16 protein-coding genes are annotated in these 19,021 nt (G+C 69.0%); 10 read left to right on the forward strand and 6 right to left on the reverse strand.

Annotated features, from left to right (window positions below; translation table 11 throughout):
* Window positions 1–174: 174 nt before the first annotated feature.
* The 4 genes from wecB to AB0368_RS28740 are packed head-to-tail and all read right to left on the reverse strand — an operon-like array spanning window position 175 to window position 4,683.
* Window positions 175–1,314: a UDP-N-acetylglucosamine 2-epimerase (non-hydrolyzing) gene (gene wecB, locus AB0368_RS28725; RefSeq protein WP_366157106.1), complete on the reverse strand. Its 1,140-nt coding sequence runs from the start codon at window positions 1,312–1,314 to the stop codon at window positions 175–177.
* Window positions 1,311–2,558, reverse strand: coding sequence for a glycosyltransferase family 4 protein (locus AB0368_RS28730; protein ID WP_366157107.1), 1,248 nt, complete (start codon window positions 2,556–2,558; stop codon window positions 1,311–1,313). Before AB0368_RS28730 ends, wecB begins: the two co-directional genes overlap by 4 nt.
* The gene (locus AB0368_RS28735; RefSeq protein ID WP_366157108.1) at window positions 2,555–3,640 is read right to left on the reverse strand and encodes an NAD-dependent epimerase/dehydratase family protein; all 1,086 of its coding nucleotides are present in this window, start codon (window positions 3,638–3,640) and stop codon (window positions 2,555–2,557) included. Before AB0368_RS28735 ends, AB0368_RS28730 begins: the two co-directional genes overlap by 4 nt.
* Complete coding sequence (locus AB0368_RS28740; protein ID WP_366157109.1) at window positions 3,637–4,683, reverse strand: polysaccharide biosynthesis protein; 1,047 nt, start codon at window positions 4,681–4,683, stop codon at window positions 3,637–3,639. Before AB0368_RS28740 ends, AB0368_RS28735 begins: the two co-directional genes overlap by 4 nt.
* 290 nt (window positions 4,684–4,973) lie before the next feature.
* Between AB0368_RS28740 and AB0368_RS28745 the strand changes: the two genes are divergently transcribed.
* The 3 genes from AB0368_RS28745 (at window position 4,974) to AB0368_RS28755 (ending at window position 10,487) form a co-directional block, all read left to right on the forward strand.
* The gene (locus tag AB0368_RS28745; RefSeq protein WP_366157110.1) at window positions 4,974–6,884 is read left to right on the forward strand and encodes a DUF4012 domain-containing protein; all 1,911 of its coding nucleotides are present in this window, start codon (window positions 4,974–4,976) and stop codon (window positions 6,882–6,884) included.
* Between the two features lie 450 nt (window positions 6,885–7,334).
* Entirely contained in the window at window positions 7,335–9,107 is a 1,773-nt protein-coding gene (locus AB0368_RS28750) for a nucleoside-diphosphate sugar epimerase/dehydratase (protein ID WP_366157111.1), read from the forward strand.
* Between the two features lie 90 nt (window positions 9,108–9,197).
* Window positions 9,198–10,487 (forward strand): nucleotide sugar dehydrogenase, encoded by a 1,290-nt coding sequence (locus AB0368_RS28755; protein ID WP_366157112.1) that lies wholly within the window; start codon window positions 9,198–9,200, stop codon window positions 10,485–10,487.
* 19 nt (window positions 10,488–10,506) lie between these two features.
* Here the strand turns inward: AB0368_RS28755 and AB0368_RS28760 are convergent, their stop codons facing one another.
* Window positions 10,507–11,049 carry a VanZ family protein gene (locus AB0368_RS28760; protein WP_366157113.1) on the reverse strand — a complete coding sequence of 181 codons (543 nt, stop codon included), beginning with the start codon at window positions 11,047–11,049 and terminating at the stop codon, window positions 10,507–10,509.
* 71 nt (window positions 11,050–11,120) lie between these two features.
* The gene (locus tag AB0368_RS28765) at window positions 11,121–11,495 is read right to left on the reverse strand and encodes a hypothetical protein (protein ID WP_366157114.1); all 375 of its coding nucleotides are present in this window, start codon (window positions 11,493–11,495) and stop codon (window positions 11,121–11,123) included.
* A gap of 322 nt (window positions 11,496–11,817) precedes the next feature.
* Between AB0368_RS28765 and AB0368_RS28770 the strand changes: the two genes are divergently transcribed.
* The 7 genes from AB0368_RS28770 (at window position 11,818) to AB0368_RS28800 (ending at window position 19,009) form a co-directional block, all read left to right on the forward strand.
* Window positions 11,818–12,120, forward strand: coding sequence for a hypothetical protein (locus tag AB0368_RS28770; RefSeq protein ID WP_366157115.1), 303 nt, complete (start codon window positions 11,818–11,820; stop codon window positions 12,118–12,120).
* Window positions 12,117–12,545, forward strand: coding sequence for a MerR family transcriptional regulator (locus AB0368_RS28775; RefSeq protein ID WP_366157116.1), 429 nt, complete (start codon window positions 12,117–12,119; stop codon window positions 12,543–12,545). The genes AB0368_RS28770 and AB0368_RS28775 overlap by 4 nt, the downstream gene beginning before the upstream one ends.
* 109 nt (window positions 12,546–12,654) lie before the next feature.
* The gene (locus tag AB0368_RS28780) at window positions 12,655–13,155 is read left to right on the forward strand and encodes a hypothetical protein (protein ID WP_366157117.1); all 501 of its coding nucleotides are present in this window, start codon (window positions 12,655–12,657) and stop codon (window positions 13,153–13,155) included.
* Window positions 13,156–13,338: 183 nt separating this feature from the next.
* Window positions 13,339–13,764, forward strand: a complete 426-nt coding sequence (locus AB0368_RS28785) for a response regulator (protein WP_366157118.1) — start codon at window positions 13,339–13,341, stop codon at window positions 13,762–13,764.
* A 16-nt stretch (window positions 13,765–13,780) separates the two neighbouring features.
* The gene (locus tag AB0368_RS28790; RefSeq protein WP_366157119.1) at window positions 13,781–15,784 is read left to right on the forward strand and encodes an ATP-binding protein; all 2,004 of its coding nucleotides are present in this window, start codon (window positions 13,781–13,783) and stop codon (window positions 15,782–15,784) included.
* A 51-nt stretch (window positions 15,785–15,835) separates the two neighbouring features.
* The gene (locus AB0368_RS28795; RefSeq protein WP_366157120.1) at window positions 15,836–16,345 is read left to right on the forward strand and encodes an FBP domain-containing protein; all 510 of its coding nucleotides are present in this window, start codon (window positions 15,836–15,838) and stop codon (window positions 16,343–16,345) included.
* A gap of 141 nt (window positions 16,346–16,486) precedes the next feature.
* The gene (locus AB0368_RS28800; protein WP_366157121.1) at window positions 16,487–19,009 is read left to right on the forward strand and encodes an ATP-binding protein; all 2,523 of its coding nucleotides are present in this window, start codon (window positions 16,487–16,489) and stop codon (window positions 19,007–19,009) included.
* Window positions 19,010–19,021: the final 12 nt, after the last annotated feature.

A 19,021-nucleotide genomic window follows, 5' to 3' on the forward strand; every position in this document is an offset into this window, starting at 1 on the left:
AAATGATCGCCGAGCCTATTCCGCCCTTGATCTGACGGCTGAATTTATTTGCTGGATATTTTTGTGAGGCGGACCCGCGGGCCGGCGAGCCTGACTGCACGGCCCCCGATTTGACCGTGGGTCGACTCTCTCGCGTGGCGTCACGTGTTCCGAAGTGAGGATGTCCCATCGGCTTCAGCGTGAATGCGGATCGGTGGCTCCGCGAAGGCCTGCCCAGTGGTGGTGAACGCGGAATGTGGACGAGATGAAGTTGAAGACACGCTGAGAGGTGTCATTCACCTGGTAGTCCAATGGACAGTGCGGAGTGAAACTAGGATCTGTGACGCACTTAATAGCTTCAATGAGCCCGGCGTCGTTCAACCCGGTCATGATGATAGAGCCGGTCTCCAGGGCTTCCGGCCTCTCGATGGAATCTCGCAGTGTTACTGCAGGAAATCTGAGGATCGCGGATTCTTCGCTGACGGTTCCGCTGTCCGACAGCGTGCACCGAGCCTTCATCTGCAGATGCACGTAGTCAAGCAAGCCGAACGGTTCATGGAACGCGATGCCTTCCAACGAGGCCGCCTCGTCTGCACGCTCTTCGAGGCGCTTGCGCGTCCGCGGGTGGGTCGACACCAGTACCGGCAAATGCCATTCGTCCCGAACGGCCCGAAGGCAGTCAAGCAATTTGCCCAACCGTTCGGCGTTGTCGACGTTTTCCTCACGGTGCGCGCTGACCAGGAAATAGCGGCCAGCCTCCAGGCCCAGACGCGACAGTACTGGGCTTGCGTCGATCTTTGGCCTGTAGTGCTCCAGCACCTCACGCATCGGCGACCCGGTGTGCATGATCCGGCGCGGGTGCAGACCTTCCGCGAGCAGATTGTGGCGAGCGTGCTCCGTGTAGACCAGGTTGAAGTCGCTGACGTGGTCGACCATCCGCCGGTTGGTCTCCTCCGGCACGTTGAGGTCGAAGCAGCGGTTGCCGGCCTCCATGTGATAGACCGGCACCTTCATCCGCCGGGCCATAAGCGCAGCGATGCAGCTGTTGGTGTCGCCCAAGACCAGGAGAGCGTCCGGCCCCTCCTCCTTGATGGCCTCCTCGACTCCGGCCAACACCCCGCCAAGCACCCGTCCGAGCGACGAGGTGTCCACGTTGAGGAAGCGGTCCGGCTTGCGGAGCTCGAGCTCCTCGAAGAAGACGTCGCTGAGCATCGGATCCCAGTTCTGGCCGGTGTGCACCAGGACGTGGTCGACGGTTTCGTCGAGCCGGCTGATCACCCGCGAGAGCCGGATGATTTCCGGCCGGGTGCCGACGACGGTCATCACCTTGGTCATCGCTCTCGCCTTCCGGTCACTGCGGCCTCGATCAACATGTCTTCGAGCTGGTCGATGCCGGCTTGGCGGGACATCCGGGTCTGGTAGACCGAGTGGGCGCGTTGGGCCATCTCGGCCCGCTCGTCCGCCGGCAGCTTCGCGGCCTGGTGGAAGCGATCGGCCAGGAGCCGCCAGTTGTCCGGGGGACAGGCGAGGCCGACCCCGTTGGTCTCCACGAGCTCGGCGCAGTCCCCAGGCACCGATACGACCACTGGCGAGCCGCAGGCGAGGGCCGACTGCAATTTCGACGGGATGGTGCCCTGGAAGATCGGGACGTCACGGAGGCTGACGAGCTGGAAGTCGGCGGCGCCGTAGAGGGCGGCCATGTCCGCGATGGGCCGGCGGCCGAGGAACCGGATGTTGTCCGCGCCCAGTTCGGCGGCGAGGTCGCGGGCGGACTGCTCCGCGGTGCCGGAGCCGGCCAGCACCAGGTCGACTTCGTCGCGGTCGGACAGGCTTGCCGCTGCTCGTACGGCGGATTCGATGTTCTGGAACGGCCCCATGGTGCCCGCGTACATGATCGTGCAGCGGTCGCGGTAGCCGATGTCCCGGCGAGCCTCAGGAGTGGACGAGACGGGGCGGAACAGATTCTCGTCCGCCCAGTTGAGGATGACCCGGGTGCGGCGCGGATCGGCGCCGCGGTCGACCACCATGTCGCGCATGGTGGGGGCGATCACCGCGATGCCGGCGGCAGCGCGATAGATGCGGCGCATGACGGCGTGGAGTGTGCGTTCGGCCGTGCGGCCTACCCGGCCGGACGGGGCCATCGCGGAAGAGGTGACCGACTCCGGCCAGATGTCCTGCACGTGAATGACGGTGGGGATGCCGCGCAGTGCCTTGAGGAGGGCGGGCGCGGCGAAAACCGTCGCCGGGGTGAGGTAGACGTAGACCACGTCGACGTCCCCGAGGAACCGCAGCGCGGCGAGCGTGCTGGTCGCCGCGTACGAGAGGTAGTTGGCGGCCCGGCGCACTGCGGAGGAGTCATGGTTGGCGTAGAGCGGCACCCGCCTGATGCTGACGCCGGCCTCACGAGACCGATCGTTCCAACGTTGCTGGTAACCGGGATAGATCTTGCCTTCGGGATAGTTCGGGAAGCCCGTCAGGACGCGAACTTCGTGTCCGCGCGTCACCAGGTCCTCGGCGAGATTTCCGGGGATGACGACCGGTTCCGGGGCGTACCACTGAGAGACGATGCCGATTTTCAAGACACGGCCTCCGGGTAGGTGTCCGGGTTGGCCGGGTCGAAGAGGTCGTTGGACCAGAAGAGCGTGGTCAGCTCGCCGCTGCCGACGTTGGTGATGTTGTGCGCCCACATGGTCGGCATGTCGACCACGGCCGGCTCGTCGCCGGAGACGCGGAAGCGCAGCACCTCGTCGTGCAGCACCCGCCGCAGACAGATCTCGGCTTCGCCCCGCACCACCACGAACCGTTCCACCTTCGCCAGGTGGAAGTGCTGCCCGCGGGTGACGCCCGGCACCGTCGACGAGCAGAACGTCTGCCCGCCCCCGCCGTGCACCTTGACCGCCTCGACCAGGTTGCCGCGGGCGTCCGCATGCCGGGTCAGGCCGACCGGCGCGGGCGCCAGGTGCGAGCGGTACGTGTTGAACAGGCGCACGTCGAACCGGTCCGCCAGCTCCGGGATCTCGGCGGACCGGTAGATGGACGCGAACCGTTCGAGCTGGTCGGCGAGCTGCCGTACGGTGCGTCGTACGGTCGGCCGCTGCTCCGTGGTGCCCAGCAGAAGGCCTGCGGCGTCCGTCGCGTGCAGCAGCGCAAGCTCACGGTCACCGCTGACCTGGGGCGTGCCTCCGTCGGCCAGCACTCGGCAGAAGGTCGCGATCACCGAGTTGTAGTGCGGCCGCCCGTGTTCGCCGAAGAGGTTCGGCAGGGGCACGTCGACGAAGTCCGAGCCGAGCCAGCGGGTCGTCTCGGCCAGCAAGGCGGCGGCGCCTGCCTTGCCGTTGCCGTACGGCGTGCCGTTGCCGGCCTGGATCGAGTTCGCGAACACCACGGTCTTGGGCGGGGTGCCGCAGGCGCGTAGGCCGGCCGCGAGCTGGCGGGCCAGATTCACGTTGCCGGCTTCGACTTCCTCAGGTCCACCGCGGTTGACGCCGGCGATGTGGATGACTCGGTCGGCGCCGTCGATGCTCTGGGCGAGGCGTGCCGGGGCGGCAAGCGTGGACCTGTCCACGATGATCGGCTCCGGCAGGCCGAGAGTGCGGGCCAGGACGCGGACGTGCCAGCCGAGGAAGCCGTTGGCGCCGGTGAGAACCAGGGCCGCCGTCATGCTGCCACCGAAGCCGGCAGGCGATCCACGGCGGCGAGGTGCGCGCGTACCTCGGGGAGGCTGAGCAGCACGGTCTCGATCTCGGGCACGGTCAGTCGCGGAGCGTTGGACGAGTTGAAGTCGAAGATCTGTTCGCGCTCGGTCTCGCCCTCCTCGAAGTAGAGGGCGTAGTTCAGGTCGCGGGTGTCGAGCGGCACGCGGAAGAAGTCGCCGAAGTCCTGCGCGTGTTCCAGCTCTTCCCGGCTCGCCAGGGTCTCCGCCATCTTCTCGCCGTGCCGGACGCCGAGAATGTTCATCTTGAACGGGACGCCGAACAGGTTGCAGAGTGCTTCGCCCAGGTCGGCGATGGTCGATGCGGCGGCCTTACGGATGAAGATGTCGCCCGGGCGGGCGTGGTTGAAAGCGTGCTCCACCAGTTCCACCGACTCGGCCAGCGACATCAGGAAGCGAGTCATCTTCGGCTCGGTGACGGTGATCGGCTGGCCGGCGCGGATCTGCTCGATGAAGAGCGGGATCACGGATCCGCGCGAGTACATGACATTGCCGTAGCGCACGCAGGAGACGTTGGTGTCCCCGTCCGGGTTGTTGCGTGCGTGAGCCTGCGCCACCTTCTCCATCAGCGCCTTGCTGATCCCCATGGCGTTGATCGGCTGCACAGCCTTGTCGGTGCTGAGGAAGACCGCCGACCGGACGCCGTTCCGCTCGCACGCCTCGATGACGTTGGCGCTGCCGAGAACGTTGGTCTTGACCGCCTCCAGCGGGAAGAACTCGCAGGACGGCACCTGCTTGAGCGCGGCGGCGTGGAAGACGTAGCCGACGCCGCGCGCTGCCTTCGTGACCGACTCGAGGTCGCGGACGTCGCCCACGTAGAACCGCACCCGGTCGTCACGGAGGCGGCGCCGCAGGTCGTCCTGCTTCGCCTCGTCCCTGCTGAAAACCCGCACTTCAGCCGCACCGGCAGCGAGCAGACGGCCCACCATGGTCCGGCCGAATGAGCCGGTGCCGCCGGTGATGAGAAAGCGTTGGTCCTTGAGCGAGGGCAACAAGGGAGTCCTCCGAGCATCGCTGGGGAACGATCGATTCACCTCGGACCAACGACGACCCCGCACCCGGGTGTCGGACAGAACGGGAAGGATTCGGCTGCCTCGCGCGATCCCGCGGAATTCACTACAAGGGGGTAAGCCGAATACCCCGGAGGCCGCCGGTCCGTTAGTCAGGGATGGCCGAAGTTCGGACAGACCGGGCGTTGATCTCTTGCGTCGGGAATTTCCGGACCGTTAATCAGTCTGCGGACGCCTTCTGGCGCGTCACTCTCCTCTAGGGATCTTTCAGCGTGCCCAACGAAGATCAGTCACCGCCGCCGAGCGGTCCGGATCGCTACGCCTTCACCCCGCCGCCCGAGGCGGCGCCGAACATCGAATTCAAGAAGACGCGGCGTGCCTCGGAGGGCGCGACCGCGCCGTCGGAGAAGCGGCGGAAGCGCGGCCGTCGCAAGGCGGTCATGCTGACCGCTGCCGGTCTCGTCGTCGTCCTCGTCGTGAGCATCGGCTGGGTCGGTGTGCAGGCGTTCCGTGCGAAGGGCCACCTCCAGACCGCCGCCGGATTATTCGTACAGCTGCAGCAGCAGATCCGTGCGGGAGAAGTGCCCGCAGCGAAGGGCACATTGGCTGCGTTGCAGCTGGAGACGAAGGCGGCCCGGAACGAGACCGGTGGTTTTGGCTGGGCGATCGCCGGCAAGGCCCCGCTGCTCGGCGACGATCTGAGCGCCGTCCGTACGGTCGCGAAGGTCCTGGACGACCTCGCCGTCGACGGCCTGCCGGCCCTCCTCGACGTTGCTTCCGGCCTTGACCCGAAGGCGCTCGCGCCGCGCGACGGGCGCGTCGACATGGCGACGCTCACCACCGCGGCTCCTCGCATCGCCGCGGGCCTCGCGGTCATCAAGCACGCTCGCGCGGAGGTGGACGGCATCGACTCGGACGGGTTGATGAGTCAGATCGACGCGGCCGTCTCGCAACTGTCCGCGGGCCTGGCCAAGGCCGATCAGCTGGTTTCCACCGCGGACCGTGCAGCGCGTCTGCTTCCGCGAATGTTGGGGGCGCAGGGACCGCGCAACTACCTGGTGCTGTTCCAGAACAACGCGGAGATCCGTGCCACTGGCGGGATGCCGGGCGCGTACATCGTGGTCCACGCCGACGCGGGTGCGGTCACGATCACTGACCAGGGGACGGCCGCCGGTGACATGAAGATTTTCGATCCGCCGGTGCAGGAGCTCGACAACGATCTGGTGGCGCTCTACACCGACCGTCCGGCGGTCTTTCCGGCTGACGTCAATCTGACACCCGACTTCCCGACCGCGGCCGGTCTCATGCGGGCGATGTACAAGAAGCGGTCCGGCGTCACCGTCGACGGGGTGCTGGCCACGGATCCCATCGCCCTGTCGTACCTGCTGCGGGCCACCGGTGCGGTGAAGATGCCGGAAGGTGAGCCGCTTACGGGTGACAACGCCGTGCGGGTGCTGCTGTCCGAGGCGTACGCGAAATATCCCGACCCGGCGGACCAGGACGTCTACTTCGCCAAGGCCGCGCGGGCAACCTTTGAGGCCCTGATCAAGGGCCAGGGTGACGCCAAGGGCATGGTCACGCAGCTTGCCCGGGCCGCCGGTGAACGCCGCCTGCTGATGTGGACGGCCGACGCGACGGAGGAGGCCGCTCTGGCCGGCACCGTGCTGGAGGGCCGCTTGCCCACCGACAGCCCGAGCCGGCCCACGGTCGGCGTGTTCCTCAACGACGGAACCGGCGCGAAGCTGGACTACTACCTCAGCCACGCAGCGGAGATGACGGTCGGGGACTGCGACGAAGAGGGGGGTCGGGACTTCCACCTCAAGCTGACCTTCGGATCGACCGCGCCGACCGCGAACCTGCCGGACTACGTGACCGGACTTGCTCTTACGGGGGACAAGTACACCTCCCGGACGAACGTCATGATCTTCAGCCCGACCGGCGGTGGGGTCGTGGAGATGACCTCGGCCGGCAAGGAGGTGGAGTTCGGCACGGGCCTCGAGCGGGATCGGGCGGTCGCCGTGCTCACCGTCGAGTTGCCCCCGGGCGCGAGCAAGACGTACGACGTGACCATTCAGCCGGGTGCGTTGCCCGAGGGCGGTGACCCCGTGTATCCGCAGCTGTGGACCACGCCGGGCGTGCGGCCGTGGCAGACATCCGTCCAGCCTGGAGCGCGTTGCGCATAGCACGATGAACGGCTGGAGAAACCGCCTCGCCGCGTTCTGCGGCGGGGCAGTTTCGCATTCACGCCATAGGACTAATCCGTACGTCTTTCCGGTCGAATCTTCCGAAGGTGGATTCCTCCGAAGCGCGCTGGGTATCCGCCGTCCGGTCACCGTGTCCCGGCCGATCTGCGCATGTATGCGAGTCGCCGACTAGCGTTGTCCCTATCGGACCGGTCGCCTTGCGCGGTCCGTCGAAACAGCGCCATGCCGCATTCATGTTTATCAGCGGTGCGGAGCTCCGTCGGAAGTCGAACATTTCTCTGAAGAGGCCGTATGTCATTCGCAGCGCGGATTCGGCAGTCTGAAACCCCAGCTCCACGCCCTCGTGTCCTCGGCCCCTGGCTGGTGGACTCGGGCGCTTGGGCGCTAGGCCTGGCAGCAGCGGTCTTCGCTCGATACGACGGCGACATCGTGGCCGCGCCACTGACGGCCACCGCGGTTGCGGTGGGGGTGGCCGTGGTCCTGCACACCGTGATCGGACACCAGCAGTTCCTCTACCGCGGCCGGTACGGCTTCGGCACCTTCGAGGAGGCCAGGGCCGTCTTCACGACCGCGCTCGCGGTGGTCCTGATCCTTTTCGCCATCGACCTGGCGTTGCCTCAGCGCCCGCTGCCGCTGAGCGCCTCCCTCGTAGGCGGCCCCATGGCGCTGGTCGTCATGTCGGCCGTGCGTTACGTACGCCGCCTGCAGCACGAGCGCCGCCTGCGCCCCGACGCCCGGCAGGCCACCCCGGTTCTGCTCTTCGGTGCCGGCACCGCCGGCCAGCGCCTGCTGCGGTCGCTGATGCAGGACCCCAACAGCCAGTACGTCCCGGTCGGGCTGATCGACGACGACCCGGGCAAGCGCCACCTGCGGGTGAACGGCATCGCCGTCAAGGGCAACCGCAACGACATCCCGAAGGCGCTGGCCGCGACTGGTGCGAAGACCGTCATCTTCGCGGTGGCCAACGTGGACGCCGCAGTCATCCGCGAGATGCGGCGCCGCACGCTCGATGCCGGTGCCGCCTTCAAGGTCGTGCCGTCGTTCACCGAGCTGCTCGACGGCAAGGTCAGCGCGGCGGACGTGCGGGACGCGAACATCGCCGACCTGCTCGGCCGGCACCAGGTCGACACCGACCTCGACGCGATCGCCGGGTATCTCAAGGGCAAGCGGGTCCTGGTCACCGGGGCCGGTGGGTCGATCGGGTCGGAGTTGTGCCGGCAGCTGCATCGCTTCGAGCTGGCCGAGCTGATGATGCTCGACCGGGACGAGTCCGCGCTGCACGCCGTACAGCTGTCTATTCACGGCCGTGCGCTGCTCGACAGCCCGGAGCTGATCCTGGCCGATCTTCGCGACGCCGACGGGATCTCGGCGATCTTCGCCGAGCGCCGGCCGCAGGTGGTTTTCCATGCGGCCGCGCTGAAGCATCTCTCGCTGCTGGAGAGCCACCCGGGTGAGGCGGTCAAGAGCAACGTCTGGGGTACGCAGACCGTCCTCGACGCGGCCGCCGCGGCCGGGGTGGAGCGGTTCGTGAACATCTCCACCGACAAGGCCGCGAACCCGAGCAGCGTGCTCGGCTTCTCGAAGCGGATCACCGAGCGGCTCACCGCCCACGCCGCCACCACCGGCGACGGGACGTACCTCAGCGTTCGATTCGGGAACGTGCTGGGCAGTCGCGGGTCGGTGCTGACCGCGTTCGCGGCGCAGATCGCCGCCGGGGGGCCGGTCACCGTCACCGATCCGGAGGTGACGCGGTATTTCATGACCGTCCAGGAGGCCGTGCAGCTGGTCATCCAGGCCGCCGCGATCGGGCGGGACGGCGAGGCGCTGGTGCTCGAGATGGGCCGGCCCGTGCGGATCGCCCAGGTGGCGCGGCAGATGGCCGAGCAGGCCGACACCCCGGTCGAGATCGTCTACACCGGCCTCCGGCCCGGCGAGAAGCTGCACGAGGAGCTCTTCGGCGAGGGCGAGAAGGACGTGCGTCCGCTGCACCCGCTGATCTCGCATGTGGAGGTTCCGGCGCTGGACCCGTACGAGGTCCAGGTGCTCGCTCCCTACGCCGAGCCGCAGCGGATCACCAAGCAGCTCTCGGAGTTGTGCGAGGTCCGGGAGAAGGTGCCGGTGGCCGCCGCCCACATTGCGCGGCAGGGCGGTCCCGTGAATCTGCGCGAAACGGTCGTGCTGCAGATGCCGCACGGCATGTGATGGCCCCCTACTGACATCGGAGAAGGACCTATCTTGTTTTCCTCGCAGACCGTCGAAGACGTGGCGCCGGCGAGATTGTCGCGTCTCGGAATGCCGATCCAGCGGCCGGCCCGGGACAGCCCGTTCCGGTACGACGTCGCGGTCGTCGGGCTCGGATACGTCGGACTCCCCACGGCGCTGGCGTTGCAGGCCGCCGGGCAGCGGGTCGTCGGCATGGAGATCAGCGCCGAGCGGGTCGGCGCGATCCGCGAGGGCTCGGTCGACCTGCTGTCGTCGGACCGCTCGCGGCTCTTCGAGGCACTCGAAGCCGGTGACGCCTTCCGCCTGACGACGGACCCGGCGGAGAGCGCCACGGCGCGCGTGGTGCTCATCTGTGTGCCGACGCCGATCGACCACCACCTGGCGCCGGACCTCCACGCGCTGCGGGCCGCCTGCCGCAGCGTCGTCGAGCAGGCCGTTCCCGGCCAGACGCTGGTGCTGACCTCGACCACGTACGTCGGCTGCACCCGCGACTTCCTCGTGGAACCGCTGCGCGCCCGCGGTCTCGAAGCGGGCAAGGACATCTTCGTGGCGTTCGCCCCCGAGCGCATCGACCCGGGCAACGAGCGGCACGTGCAGAAGCGGGTGCCGCGGGTGGTGGGCGGGGTGACGCCGGAGTGTGTCCGGCGCACGACCGAGCTGCTCGAGGGCTGCGCCAGCTACGTGCATCCCGTCAGCAGCGTCGAGGCCGCCGAGATGACCAAGCTGTACGAGAACACCTTCCGGGCCGTCAACATCTCGATGGCCAACGAGTTCGCCGACATCAGCCGCGGCATGGGTCTCGACATCACCGAGGTCATCGACGCCGCGGCGACCAAGCCGTACGGCTTCATGCCGTTCTACCCGGGCCCCGGCGTCGGCGGGCACTGCATCCCCTGCGACCCGCACTACCTGCTCTGGCAGCTGCGCGGCGACCGCATCAGCTCACCGCTGATCGAGACCGCCATGACCCAGGTCGCGGCGCGCCCCGGGCGGGTCGTCCAGCGCCTCGTCGAGGTGCTGGCCGCCAACGGCAAGGCGCTCGGGAACGCCAAGATCCTCGTGGTGGGCGTGGCGTACAAGCCGGGCGTGGCCGACGTACGGGAGTCTCCGGCTCTGGAGATCATCGACCGGATGCGCGAGGCCGGCGCGTCGGTCTCCTACACCGATGATCTCGTGGATTCCATCCTGGTCCGAGGAGGACGGATGCATTCGGTACGGGCGACCGACGCGTCCGAGTGGGACGCCGTGCTGGTGCATACGCTGCACCCCGGCGTCGACCACACGTGGCTGGACAACACGCCCGTACTCCTGGACGCGACCTACCGCCTCACTGACATCGGGCATCGCTCGGTTCTCTGAGCACACCGGCCTGCGGCGGTCATCGGGTACGGCGTACCGATGGCCGCCGCTCGGCGTTGGTGAGCAGCGCGAGGGATACCGCGACCGCGCCGAGGAACGCCCCGAGCGTGTTGTTGCGGATGTCGGTGATCGACCCGGCGCGGCCGGGGATCACGTACTGCACCGTCTCGATGGTCAGCACCAGGAGGAAGCCGCAGACGGTGGCGCGGGCGGTGCTGCGCCAGAGCAGCCGGCCGAAGATGCCGAGCGGCACGTACAGCGCGATGTTCGCGAGCTGCTCCGTGTCCGAAGGCGCGGCGGTGAGCTTCGCCCAGATCACGCCGGGGTGGTCGAGCTCGGTGAGGAAGTGCGGCGGTATGGCCGAGGCCGCGTTGGCGTAGCTGGGCGTCGCCGTGAGCGCGATGATCATCCCGGCCGACACGAAGAACAGGGCGGCGGCCCACCGGCGCTTGGTGTCCCGGCCGGCCAGGCGGCTGAGGGGCCAGGCCAGCACGAGGAACACGGCGAAGACGATCTGGGGTACGGGATTGCCGATGAAGGTGGCGAAACTCTGGGCCGTCATCGGCGGGAGGGAACCCTCGGTCGCATGGACATCACGCTACGCACGATAGGGCACCGAACACCAAGGGTGATTCAGGCATCACCGGCATGGGGGAGGTCCTGCCCCGGCACCTTGGCGCGTGCCACCCGGTCGGCGCCGAGCCGGTACGTCGCGAGCTTGAGCAGCTCCGGAGGCAGATGGTGGCGGCCCGTGTCGGAGAGATCGTTCCAGGAGTTCTTGCCCGCGAGCCCGTCGAGCCACAAGCGGTGAGCCTGCTCGAGCGCGGCCGAGTCCGGCCGTGCCGTACGCGGTGAGAGACGTACCGGCCTGCGGAAACCACCGCGCCGGGCGAACGGCCCGGAGGTGGCACGGGAGCGTCCCCGCAGGTAGATCGTCGCCGCGATGACACTCATCGTTGCGAAGGCCGACCATGAAGTGATGATGATCGTCGTCAAGGAGAGGTTCACACTTCGACGCTAATGAACCCAAACGCGAGCGACACCGGCGATCTAACCGCTACGGGGTAGTCACGTCGGCTGATTTTCCCGGCCGTTTTCCGCCCCCGGTCGGTCATCGGCGCGATTGCCGCAGCGCCTCCAGCCGCCCGGCGATGCGATCGGCGGGCGTATCGCCGCCGCCGGAGACGCTGTACGACGAGGCTGGCGGCCACACCCTAGCGTGACTTGCATCTGGTACCTAGGTACAGGTTTACGGTCGTAGGGACGGCGCCGCGGGGTGCCTTGGTCGAGGAGGCCGAACATGTCGTACGCAGTTCCCGAAAGTTGTAGCTTGCCGACCGCCGAGCAGCCCTTCAGACTCCGTGAGTTCGAGGCGCTGTTCGCCTCCGTACTGGAGATCGAGCAGCTCAGCCCGACCCACACCCGCCTGCGGCTGACCGGTGGGCCCGGCCTGGCGGCAACGACGCGGGACCTGACCGCCCGCGAGACCGAGTGCTGCAATTTCTTCGTCTTCACGGTGACCGACGACGGCGACCGGGCGATCATCCTCGACGTCGAGGTGCCGCCGGAGCACGGTGACGTGCTCGCCGCCTTGACGCAGCTGGCCCGCGACGCCGAGCGGAGTGCGGTGTGACGAGCGGGCTGCGGACCGGTGAGGTCGCCGAGCAGGCCGGGGTCAATATTCAGACCCTGCGTTATTACGAGCGGCGCGGGCTGCTTGCCGAGCCGGGGCGGTCGATCGGTGGTCATCGGATCTATCCGCCCGACACCGTGGCGCTGCTTCGGGTGATCAAGGCGGCGCAGCGGCTCGGGTTCACGTTGGACGAGGTGGCCGATCTGCTGGATGCCGGGCGGCGGCGGCATCCGGCTCCGGGGTTGCGGGAGCGGGCCGTGGACAAGATCGGCGAGATCGATCGGCGGATCGCGGATCTTGTCGCGATGCGGGCCGCGCTGGTCGAGGTCGTCGATGCTCGCTGCGACAGTCTCACGAACTGCACCTGCGCCGACTGTCCCGTGCCGTTCCTGACGATCGGGGCGGGCCCAATGGGGGGTGAGTGAGCGGGGCTGCGGCGCCGGCGTCGCGGTGGCACCATCGCAGGCCGGGGAACGACGGGGGTCGCGGATGCGGTTGCGGGTGCAGGGCCACGGTCGGTGGGCAGCGGGAGTCATGCTCGCGCTCGTAGCGTTGGGGTGCGCGGCGCCCGGCACGCGGGACGGTGACTCGGCGCCCCTGCCGTCGGCGTCCGTGTCGGCGCCGACGGAGAAGCAGGTGGTGGCGGAGCCGGCCGGTCCGGGGGACGCGCCGCCCAACCACGCCGACAACAACGGCTGGAAGCAGCGGCACGAGCTCACCGCGGACGAGCAGCGGACGGGGGACCGCCTGGCCGGGCGGATCCGGCCGAAGCTGGCGGCGTTGCGGAAGGCCGGGGACTTCGCTCCGGCCTCCACCCGGCAGGCGCTGCTCGATCTCGGGATCCGGGCCGACTCGGTGGAGGTCACCGCGATGCGGCCGGCCATCGGGGAGGAGACCCCTTCTCCGGGTGCCGTGTACGCCGTCCGCTTCCCCGATGCGGGCTGCATCGTCGGCGACGTGCGGCCGGACCGGCTGCTGGTCGAGGTCACGGGGGCGGCGGCCGAGTTCGGCTGTCTGGAGCCGTTCTCCCACTGAAGGTGGATCTTTGCTCTGCCCGAAAGGATGAGTTTTAGGAAGGCCAGGACGGGAAGGCACGGGCGATTCATCGGACTTAATAGCCCGAGCTCGTGAAATCGCGCGGAATGCCGCCCGTTCGTCTGTGGCGAAGACGACGATGGTGGATAACTGACCGCGCCTTTGTACCCGCCGGAGCACCTGATGACAGCCTTGCTCATCGCCGAAGACGTCGAGGACATCGCGATGATCCTTCAGCGGGTGTTCACCCGGGCCGGGATGGAGGTCATGCGGGCCCCCGACGGGGCCGAGGCGTTCGAGATGGCTCTCGCGCATCGTCCCGACGTGATCCTCACCGACCTGGGGATGCCCCGGATGGACGGGTGGGATCTGATCAAGGCCGTTCGCGGCGACGCGGGCCTGGCCGACACCCCGATCGCCATCCTGACCGGTCAGCTTCAGCCGGGCGACGCCCGGGTCGGCGAGGCGGGAGCATGCGCGCTTCTGCTCAAGCCGTGCCCCAACGACGAGCTCGTCTCCGTGATCCGGGGTCTCGCGGACGGCGGGCCGCACGGCCATACGTTCTCGGCCGCGGGATGCGTGGCGACACACCAGCGCGTGACAACGTGACGGTGCTGACCACACCATGACCGCGATCGCGGGCCTGGACAGCGTTTCGCTGATCGAAAGCGTCCCGCAGGCCCTTCTCGTGGTGGACCGGCAGGGAACGATCGTCGGGTTCAACGCCGCCGCCGAGGGGCTGCTGGGCTATTCCCGCGGCGAGGTGAGCGGCCGGCTGCTCGACGACTGCCTCAAGCCGTACTACGACAACGGGCCGGTCGGTGACGCGCTCGGCCGGTTGTTCGCGGCCGCCCCGGGCCGTCCGGTGCGCCGGCAGCTCAGCCTGCGGCACCGGGACGGCCGCCGGCTGCGCACCGAGCTGGCGCTCAGCGTCGTACCCGGGGCGGACGGGCCGCTGGCCTGCGTCTTCATCACGGACCTGACCGGTCACAAGGCCGCCGAGGAACGCGCGGACGACAGCGCGGGCTTTCTCTCCGCGCTGCTGGACAGCCTCTCGGTCGGCGTGCTTGCCTGTGATGGGGAGGGCGAGCTCGTCGTGATGAACCGCGCCATGCGGGGGTTCCACGGGCTGCCCGAGGACGGTGAGGTACCCGCCGTGCTCAACCGCACCGTGTACGACACCGAGCACCGGCTGCTGGCCCAGGAGGAGACTCCGATAGCGCGGGCGTGCGCGGGTGAACTCGTACGGGACACCGACGTCATCATCGAGGTGCCCGGCAACCGTGAGCGGATGTTCACGGTGAACGGGCAGCCGATCGTCGGCGGCGACGGCGCCCAGCGGGGTGCCGTCGTCGTGTCGCATGAGGTCACCGCTCTGCGCCGGGTCGAACGGTTCCGGGCCTGTCACCTCGAGGTCGAGCGCGCGCTCGCGTCCGCGCCCTCGGTTCCCGAGGCGACGCCCCGGGTGCTGCAGGCGGTGGTGAGCACGCTGGGATGGTCGGCGGCGGAGCTCTTCCTCGTGGAGGAGACCACCGGCGAGCTGCGCTCCGTCGGGCACTGGAACGCCTCCCGGGACGAACCGGAGGACTTCTTCGGCCACACCCCGGTGAAGGGGGAGGGCGTCACCGGCCGGGTGTGGGAGACCGGCCGGCCGGGCTGGATCCCCGAGATCGCCGAGGCCGTCAGCCTGCGGACCGACTTCGAGCGGACGCGGGTCGAGATCTGCCTGCGCCACGGCATCCATTCCGTGCTCGCGGTGCCGGTCAGTGACGGGCGTTCGCTGCTGGGCGTCCTGACCTGCTATGCCGGCGCGGCCGAGGACGACAAGGACCTGCTCACCGTCCTGCTCGAAGGGGTCGCCGCGCAGATCGGGATCTTCGTCGCCCTGCTACGGGCGGAGGAGCTCGGCCGGCAGCTGGCCCGCGCCCAGGACGACTTCATCTCCCTGGTCGGTCACGAGCTGCGGACGCCGTTGACGGCGATCACCGCCAACGTGCACCTGCTGGCCGACGACCTCGAGCCGGACGGCGCGGACAGCCGTCCGGTGCTGGAGTCGATCGCGCGCAACGCCGGTGAGTTGCAGAAGATGGTCACCACCCTGCTCGACCTCGCCGGCCTGGACTCGGGCCACCTTCCGCTGACCGTGGAGACCGTCGACCTCACCCGGATCGTGGCCGACGCCGTGGCGGCGACCGGTCACCACGCGGCGGAGCACCGCATCCACCTGAGCACCGAGACGCCGGACGCCGTCCTCATCGAGGGGGACGCCGGCCGCCTGCGGCAGGTCCTGGACGACCTGCTGTCCAATGCCGTCAAGTACAGCCCGGACGGTGGCGACGTCGAGGTCGGCCTGCACACCGACGGGGAGGTCGTCGAGCTGCGCATCACCGACGACGGCATCGGCACCCCGACCGAGGAGCGCAAGCACGTCTTCGAGCGCTTCTACCGGGCGAGCAACGTCCGCCACCACGGCACCCACGGGCACGGCCTGGGGCTGAGCCTCGCCAGCACCATCGTGCAGCTGCACGGCGGGACCCTGCGGCTCACCGATCACCAGCCCAGCGGGACCACGGTCGTCGTGCGGCTGCCGCACGACCACGACGCGGCCCATACGGTACGGCTGGTCTAGGGCGCGAAATGCGGGTGCCCCGGCACGGCGCGCCGGGTTAGCTTCGCGGCCATGGAACCACTTGACGAGCGGACGATCCGGGCCTCCTTCGTGAACTGCAGCAAGGGCGAGGCGAGCCGGATCAGGATGCCGGCGGGGCTTGCCGGCGCCGGCGTTCCCTGGGGCGACCTGGACTTTCTCGGCTGGACCGACCCGGGTGCCCCGCTGCGGGCGCTGCTGGTCGCTCCCGGTGCCGACGGCCCGATCGGCGTGGTGCTGCGCCGGCCCGAGGCCCGCAAGGTCACCGCGATGCGGTCGAGCATGTGCCGGGTCTGCCTGACCGAGCATGCGTCCTCGGGGGTGGCATTGTTCGTGGCGCCGCTCGCCGGCGCCGCCGGGCGGCAGGGCAACACGGTCGGCGAGTATCTCTGCGCCGACCTGGCCTGCTCGCTGTATCTGCGGGGCAAGCGCCAACCAAGGATGCGCCTGGTACGCCATGAGGAAACGCTCTCTCTCGGCCAGCGGATCGACCGCGCGATGGGCAACCTCGACGCATTCATCGGACGTATTGCCGCCGGCTGATGAGCCTTTCCTTAACGTGTTCAGTCTGATTTTTCCCATTTTTCGAACTTTGGGGCTTCTGCGGTTGTACAACTCATCAGGGGGCGGCATTACCCCGGCGCGCGAGCGCTGAGCAGATGACGGGTGGGGTGGGTTGCCGTGGTGAGCGTCGATCAAACTGTGCTGGCCGATCCGGCCCGGCTGGAGGCCGTCGAACTGTACCGGCGGCTGCTGCCGGTCACCCCTCTGCCGATGGATGCGATCGCCCAGCTGGCGGCGCACCTGCTCGACGCACCCATGGCAGCGGTGACGCTCGTGAGCGACGACGAGGAGTTCATCACCGGACGGTACGGGCTGCCCACGCCGCTGTGCTCCCACCGGCGGCTGGCCATCAACTACTCGCTGTGCAAGTACGTGGTGTCCGCCGATCACGTCCTCAACGTCGCCGACATGCGCGACGGCGGCGATCCTGAACTCCGCGAGCACCCGCTGCTCACGGAGCACGGCATGCGCTCCTTCCTGAGCGTGCCCGTACGTGACCCGCAGGACCAGCTCGTCGGGGCGCTGACGGTCCTCGACGCGGAGCCTCGCCACTGGCGGGACGAGCACACCACGCTGCTGCTCGAGGTCGAACAACTGCTGCGGCCGGCGACCGCGACGGCGCCGCCGCGCGCCATGCTCGCGGCCCTCGACAGTGCCGCACTGCTCGACGGCGTGCAGCAAGCGCTCGTCGCGGTGAACGTCCACGGCCACGTCGTCGGCTTCAACAGCGCCGCCGAGAAGCTCCTCGGCTTCTCCAAGGCCGAGGTCTGCGACAAGCACGTCGACGAACGCCTCTCGCCCCTCTACAACGACGAGCCCATCGGCACCGCCCTCAGCCGGCTGTTCAGCGCGGCTCCCAACCTGCCGGTACGCAGACCGATCAGCCTGCTCCACCATGACGGTCACCGGTTGCTCGTCGATGCGGCGTTCGTGGTGGTGCACGGTGCGGCCGGCGCCCTCGCCTGCGTCTTCATCACCGATCTCAGCCGGCAGCGGGCCGCCGAGGAGCGGGCCGACCACAGCGACAGCTTCCTCAGCGCCCTGTTGGACAGCCTCTCCGTCGGCGTCCTCGCCTGCGACGCCGAGCGCGAGGTCGTGGTCATGAACCGGGCCCTGCGCGAGATCCACGGCATGCCGGACGCCGCGGAGATTCCTCCCGACTACGCGGGGGCCGTGGAGAGCTTCCTCTACGACCGCGACCACCGGCCGATGCCCTGGGCGGAAACGCCTCTCATGCGTGCGTGCGCCGGAGAGGTCGTCCGCGACACCGACATCGTCGTCGAGGTGCCGGGCAACCGCAGCCGTACGTTCGCCGTCGCGGCCCAGCCCATCACGGGCCGGGACGGCAGCAGCCGTGGCGCCGTGTCGGTGTCGCACGAGGTCACCGCGCTGCGGCGGGTCGAGCAGTTCCGGGCCTGCCACCTCCGCGTCGAGCAGGCCTTCAAGGCCGCCGCCAGCGTGGCCGAGGCCGCCCCGCGCGTACTGCAGACGGTCGCCACGACGCTCGACTGGCCCGCCGCCGAGCTCTTCCTGATCGACGACGTCAGCGGCGACCTGCGGGCCGTGGGGCACTGGAGTGTCGGCGGACTCGAGTCCGGCGACTTCTTCGGTCACACGCCGGTCAAGGGTGCCGGTGTCACCGGCCGGGTGTGGCAGACCGGGCGGCCGGTCTGGGTTCCCGAGATCGCCGACGAGGGCAGCCTGTCCTCGTCGTTCGAGCGGGAACGCGTCGAGATCTGCCTGAGCCACGGGATCCACACCGTCATCGCGGTGCCCGTCACCGACGGCGACTCACTGCTCGGCGTCCTGACCTGCTACGCGGGCGCCGCCGAACACCACGAGGACCTGCTGACCGTGCTGCTCGACGGCATCGCGGCCCAGATCGGCGTCTTCGTCGCACTGCGCCGGGCTCAGGAGCTGGCCCGGCAGCTGGCGCGCGCGCAGGACGACTTCATCTCCCTGGTCGGTCACGAGCTGCGTACGCCGCTGACCTCGATCGCCGTTCACGCCGGCGTCCTCGCCTCGGACGGCGACCGCCTCGACGAGGACAGCCGGCAGTCGATCGACGCCATCGCCCGCAACGCCGCCGACCTCCAGGTGATCGTCACGACGCTGCTCGAGCTCGCCGGCCTGGACTCGGGTCACCTTCCGCTGACCGTCGCCGCGGTCGACCTCACCCGGATCGTCGAGGAAGCCGTGGCGGACGTGGCATCGCACATCGCCGGCCACGACCTTCGTCTGCACGTCGACGCGCCGGAACCGGTGTCCGTCGACGGCGACGCCGCCCGGCTGCGCCAGGTGCTGCGCGACCTGCTGTCCAATGCGATCAAGTACAGCCCGGAGGGCGGAGACATCCGCGTCAGCCTGGGCATCGACGGCGACATGGCCGAACTGCGCATCACCGACGAGGGCATCGGCACGCCGGTCGAGGAACGTGACCAGGTCTTCGACCGCTTCTACCGCGGCCGCAACGTGCGCCATCAGGGAACGCACGGCCACGGCCTCGGCCTCAGCCTGGCGCGCGCGATCGTCCATCTCCACGGCGGCACCATCAAACTGCTCGACCACTCGCCCACCGGCACAGCGGTGGTCGTCCGGTTGCCCCAGCGTCACGACCCCGCCGGCACGGTGCCGCGCGTCTGACGTATCCGGCCT

This window comes from Actinoplanes sp. NPDC051475 (genome assembly GCF_040689425.1).
GTDB lineage: Bacteria > Actinomycetota > Actinomycetes > Mycobacteriales > Micromonosporaceae > Actinoplanes.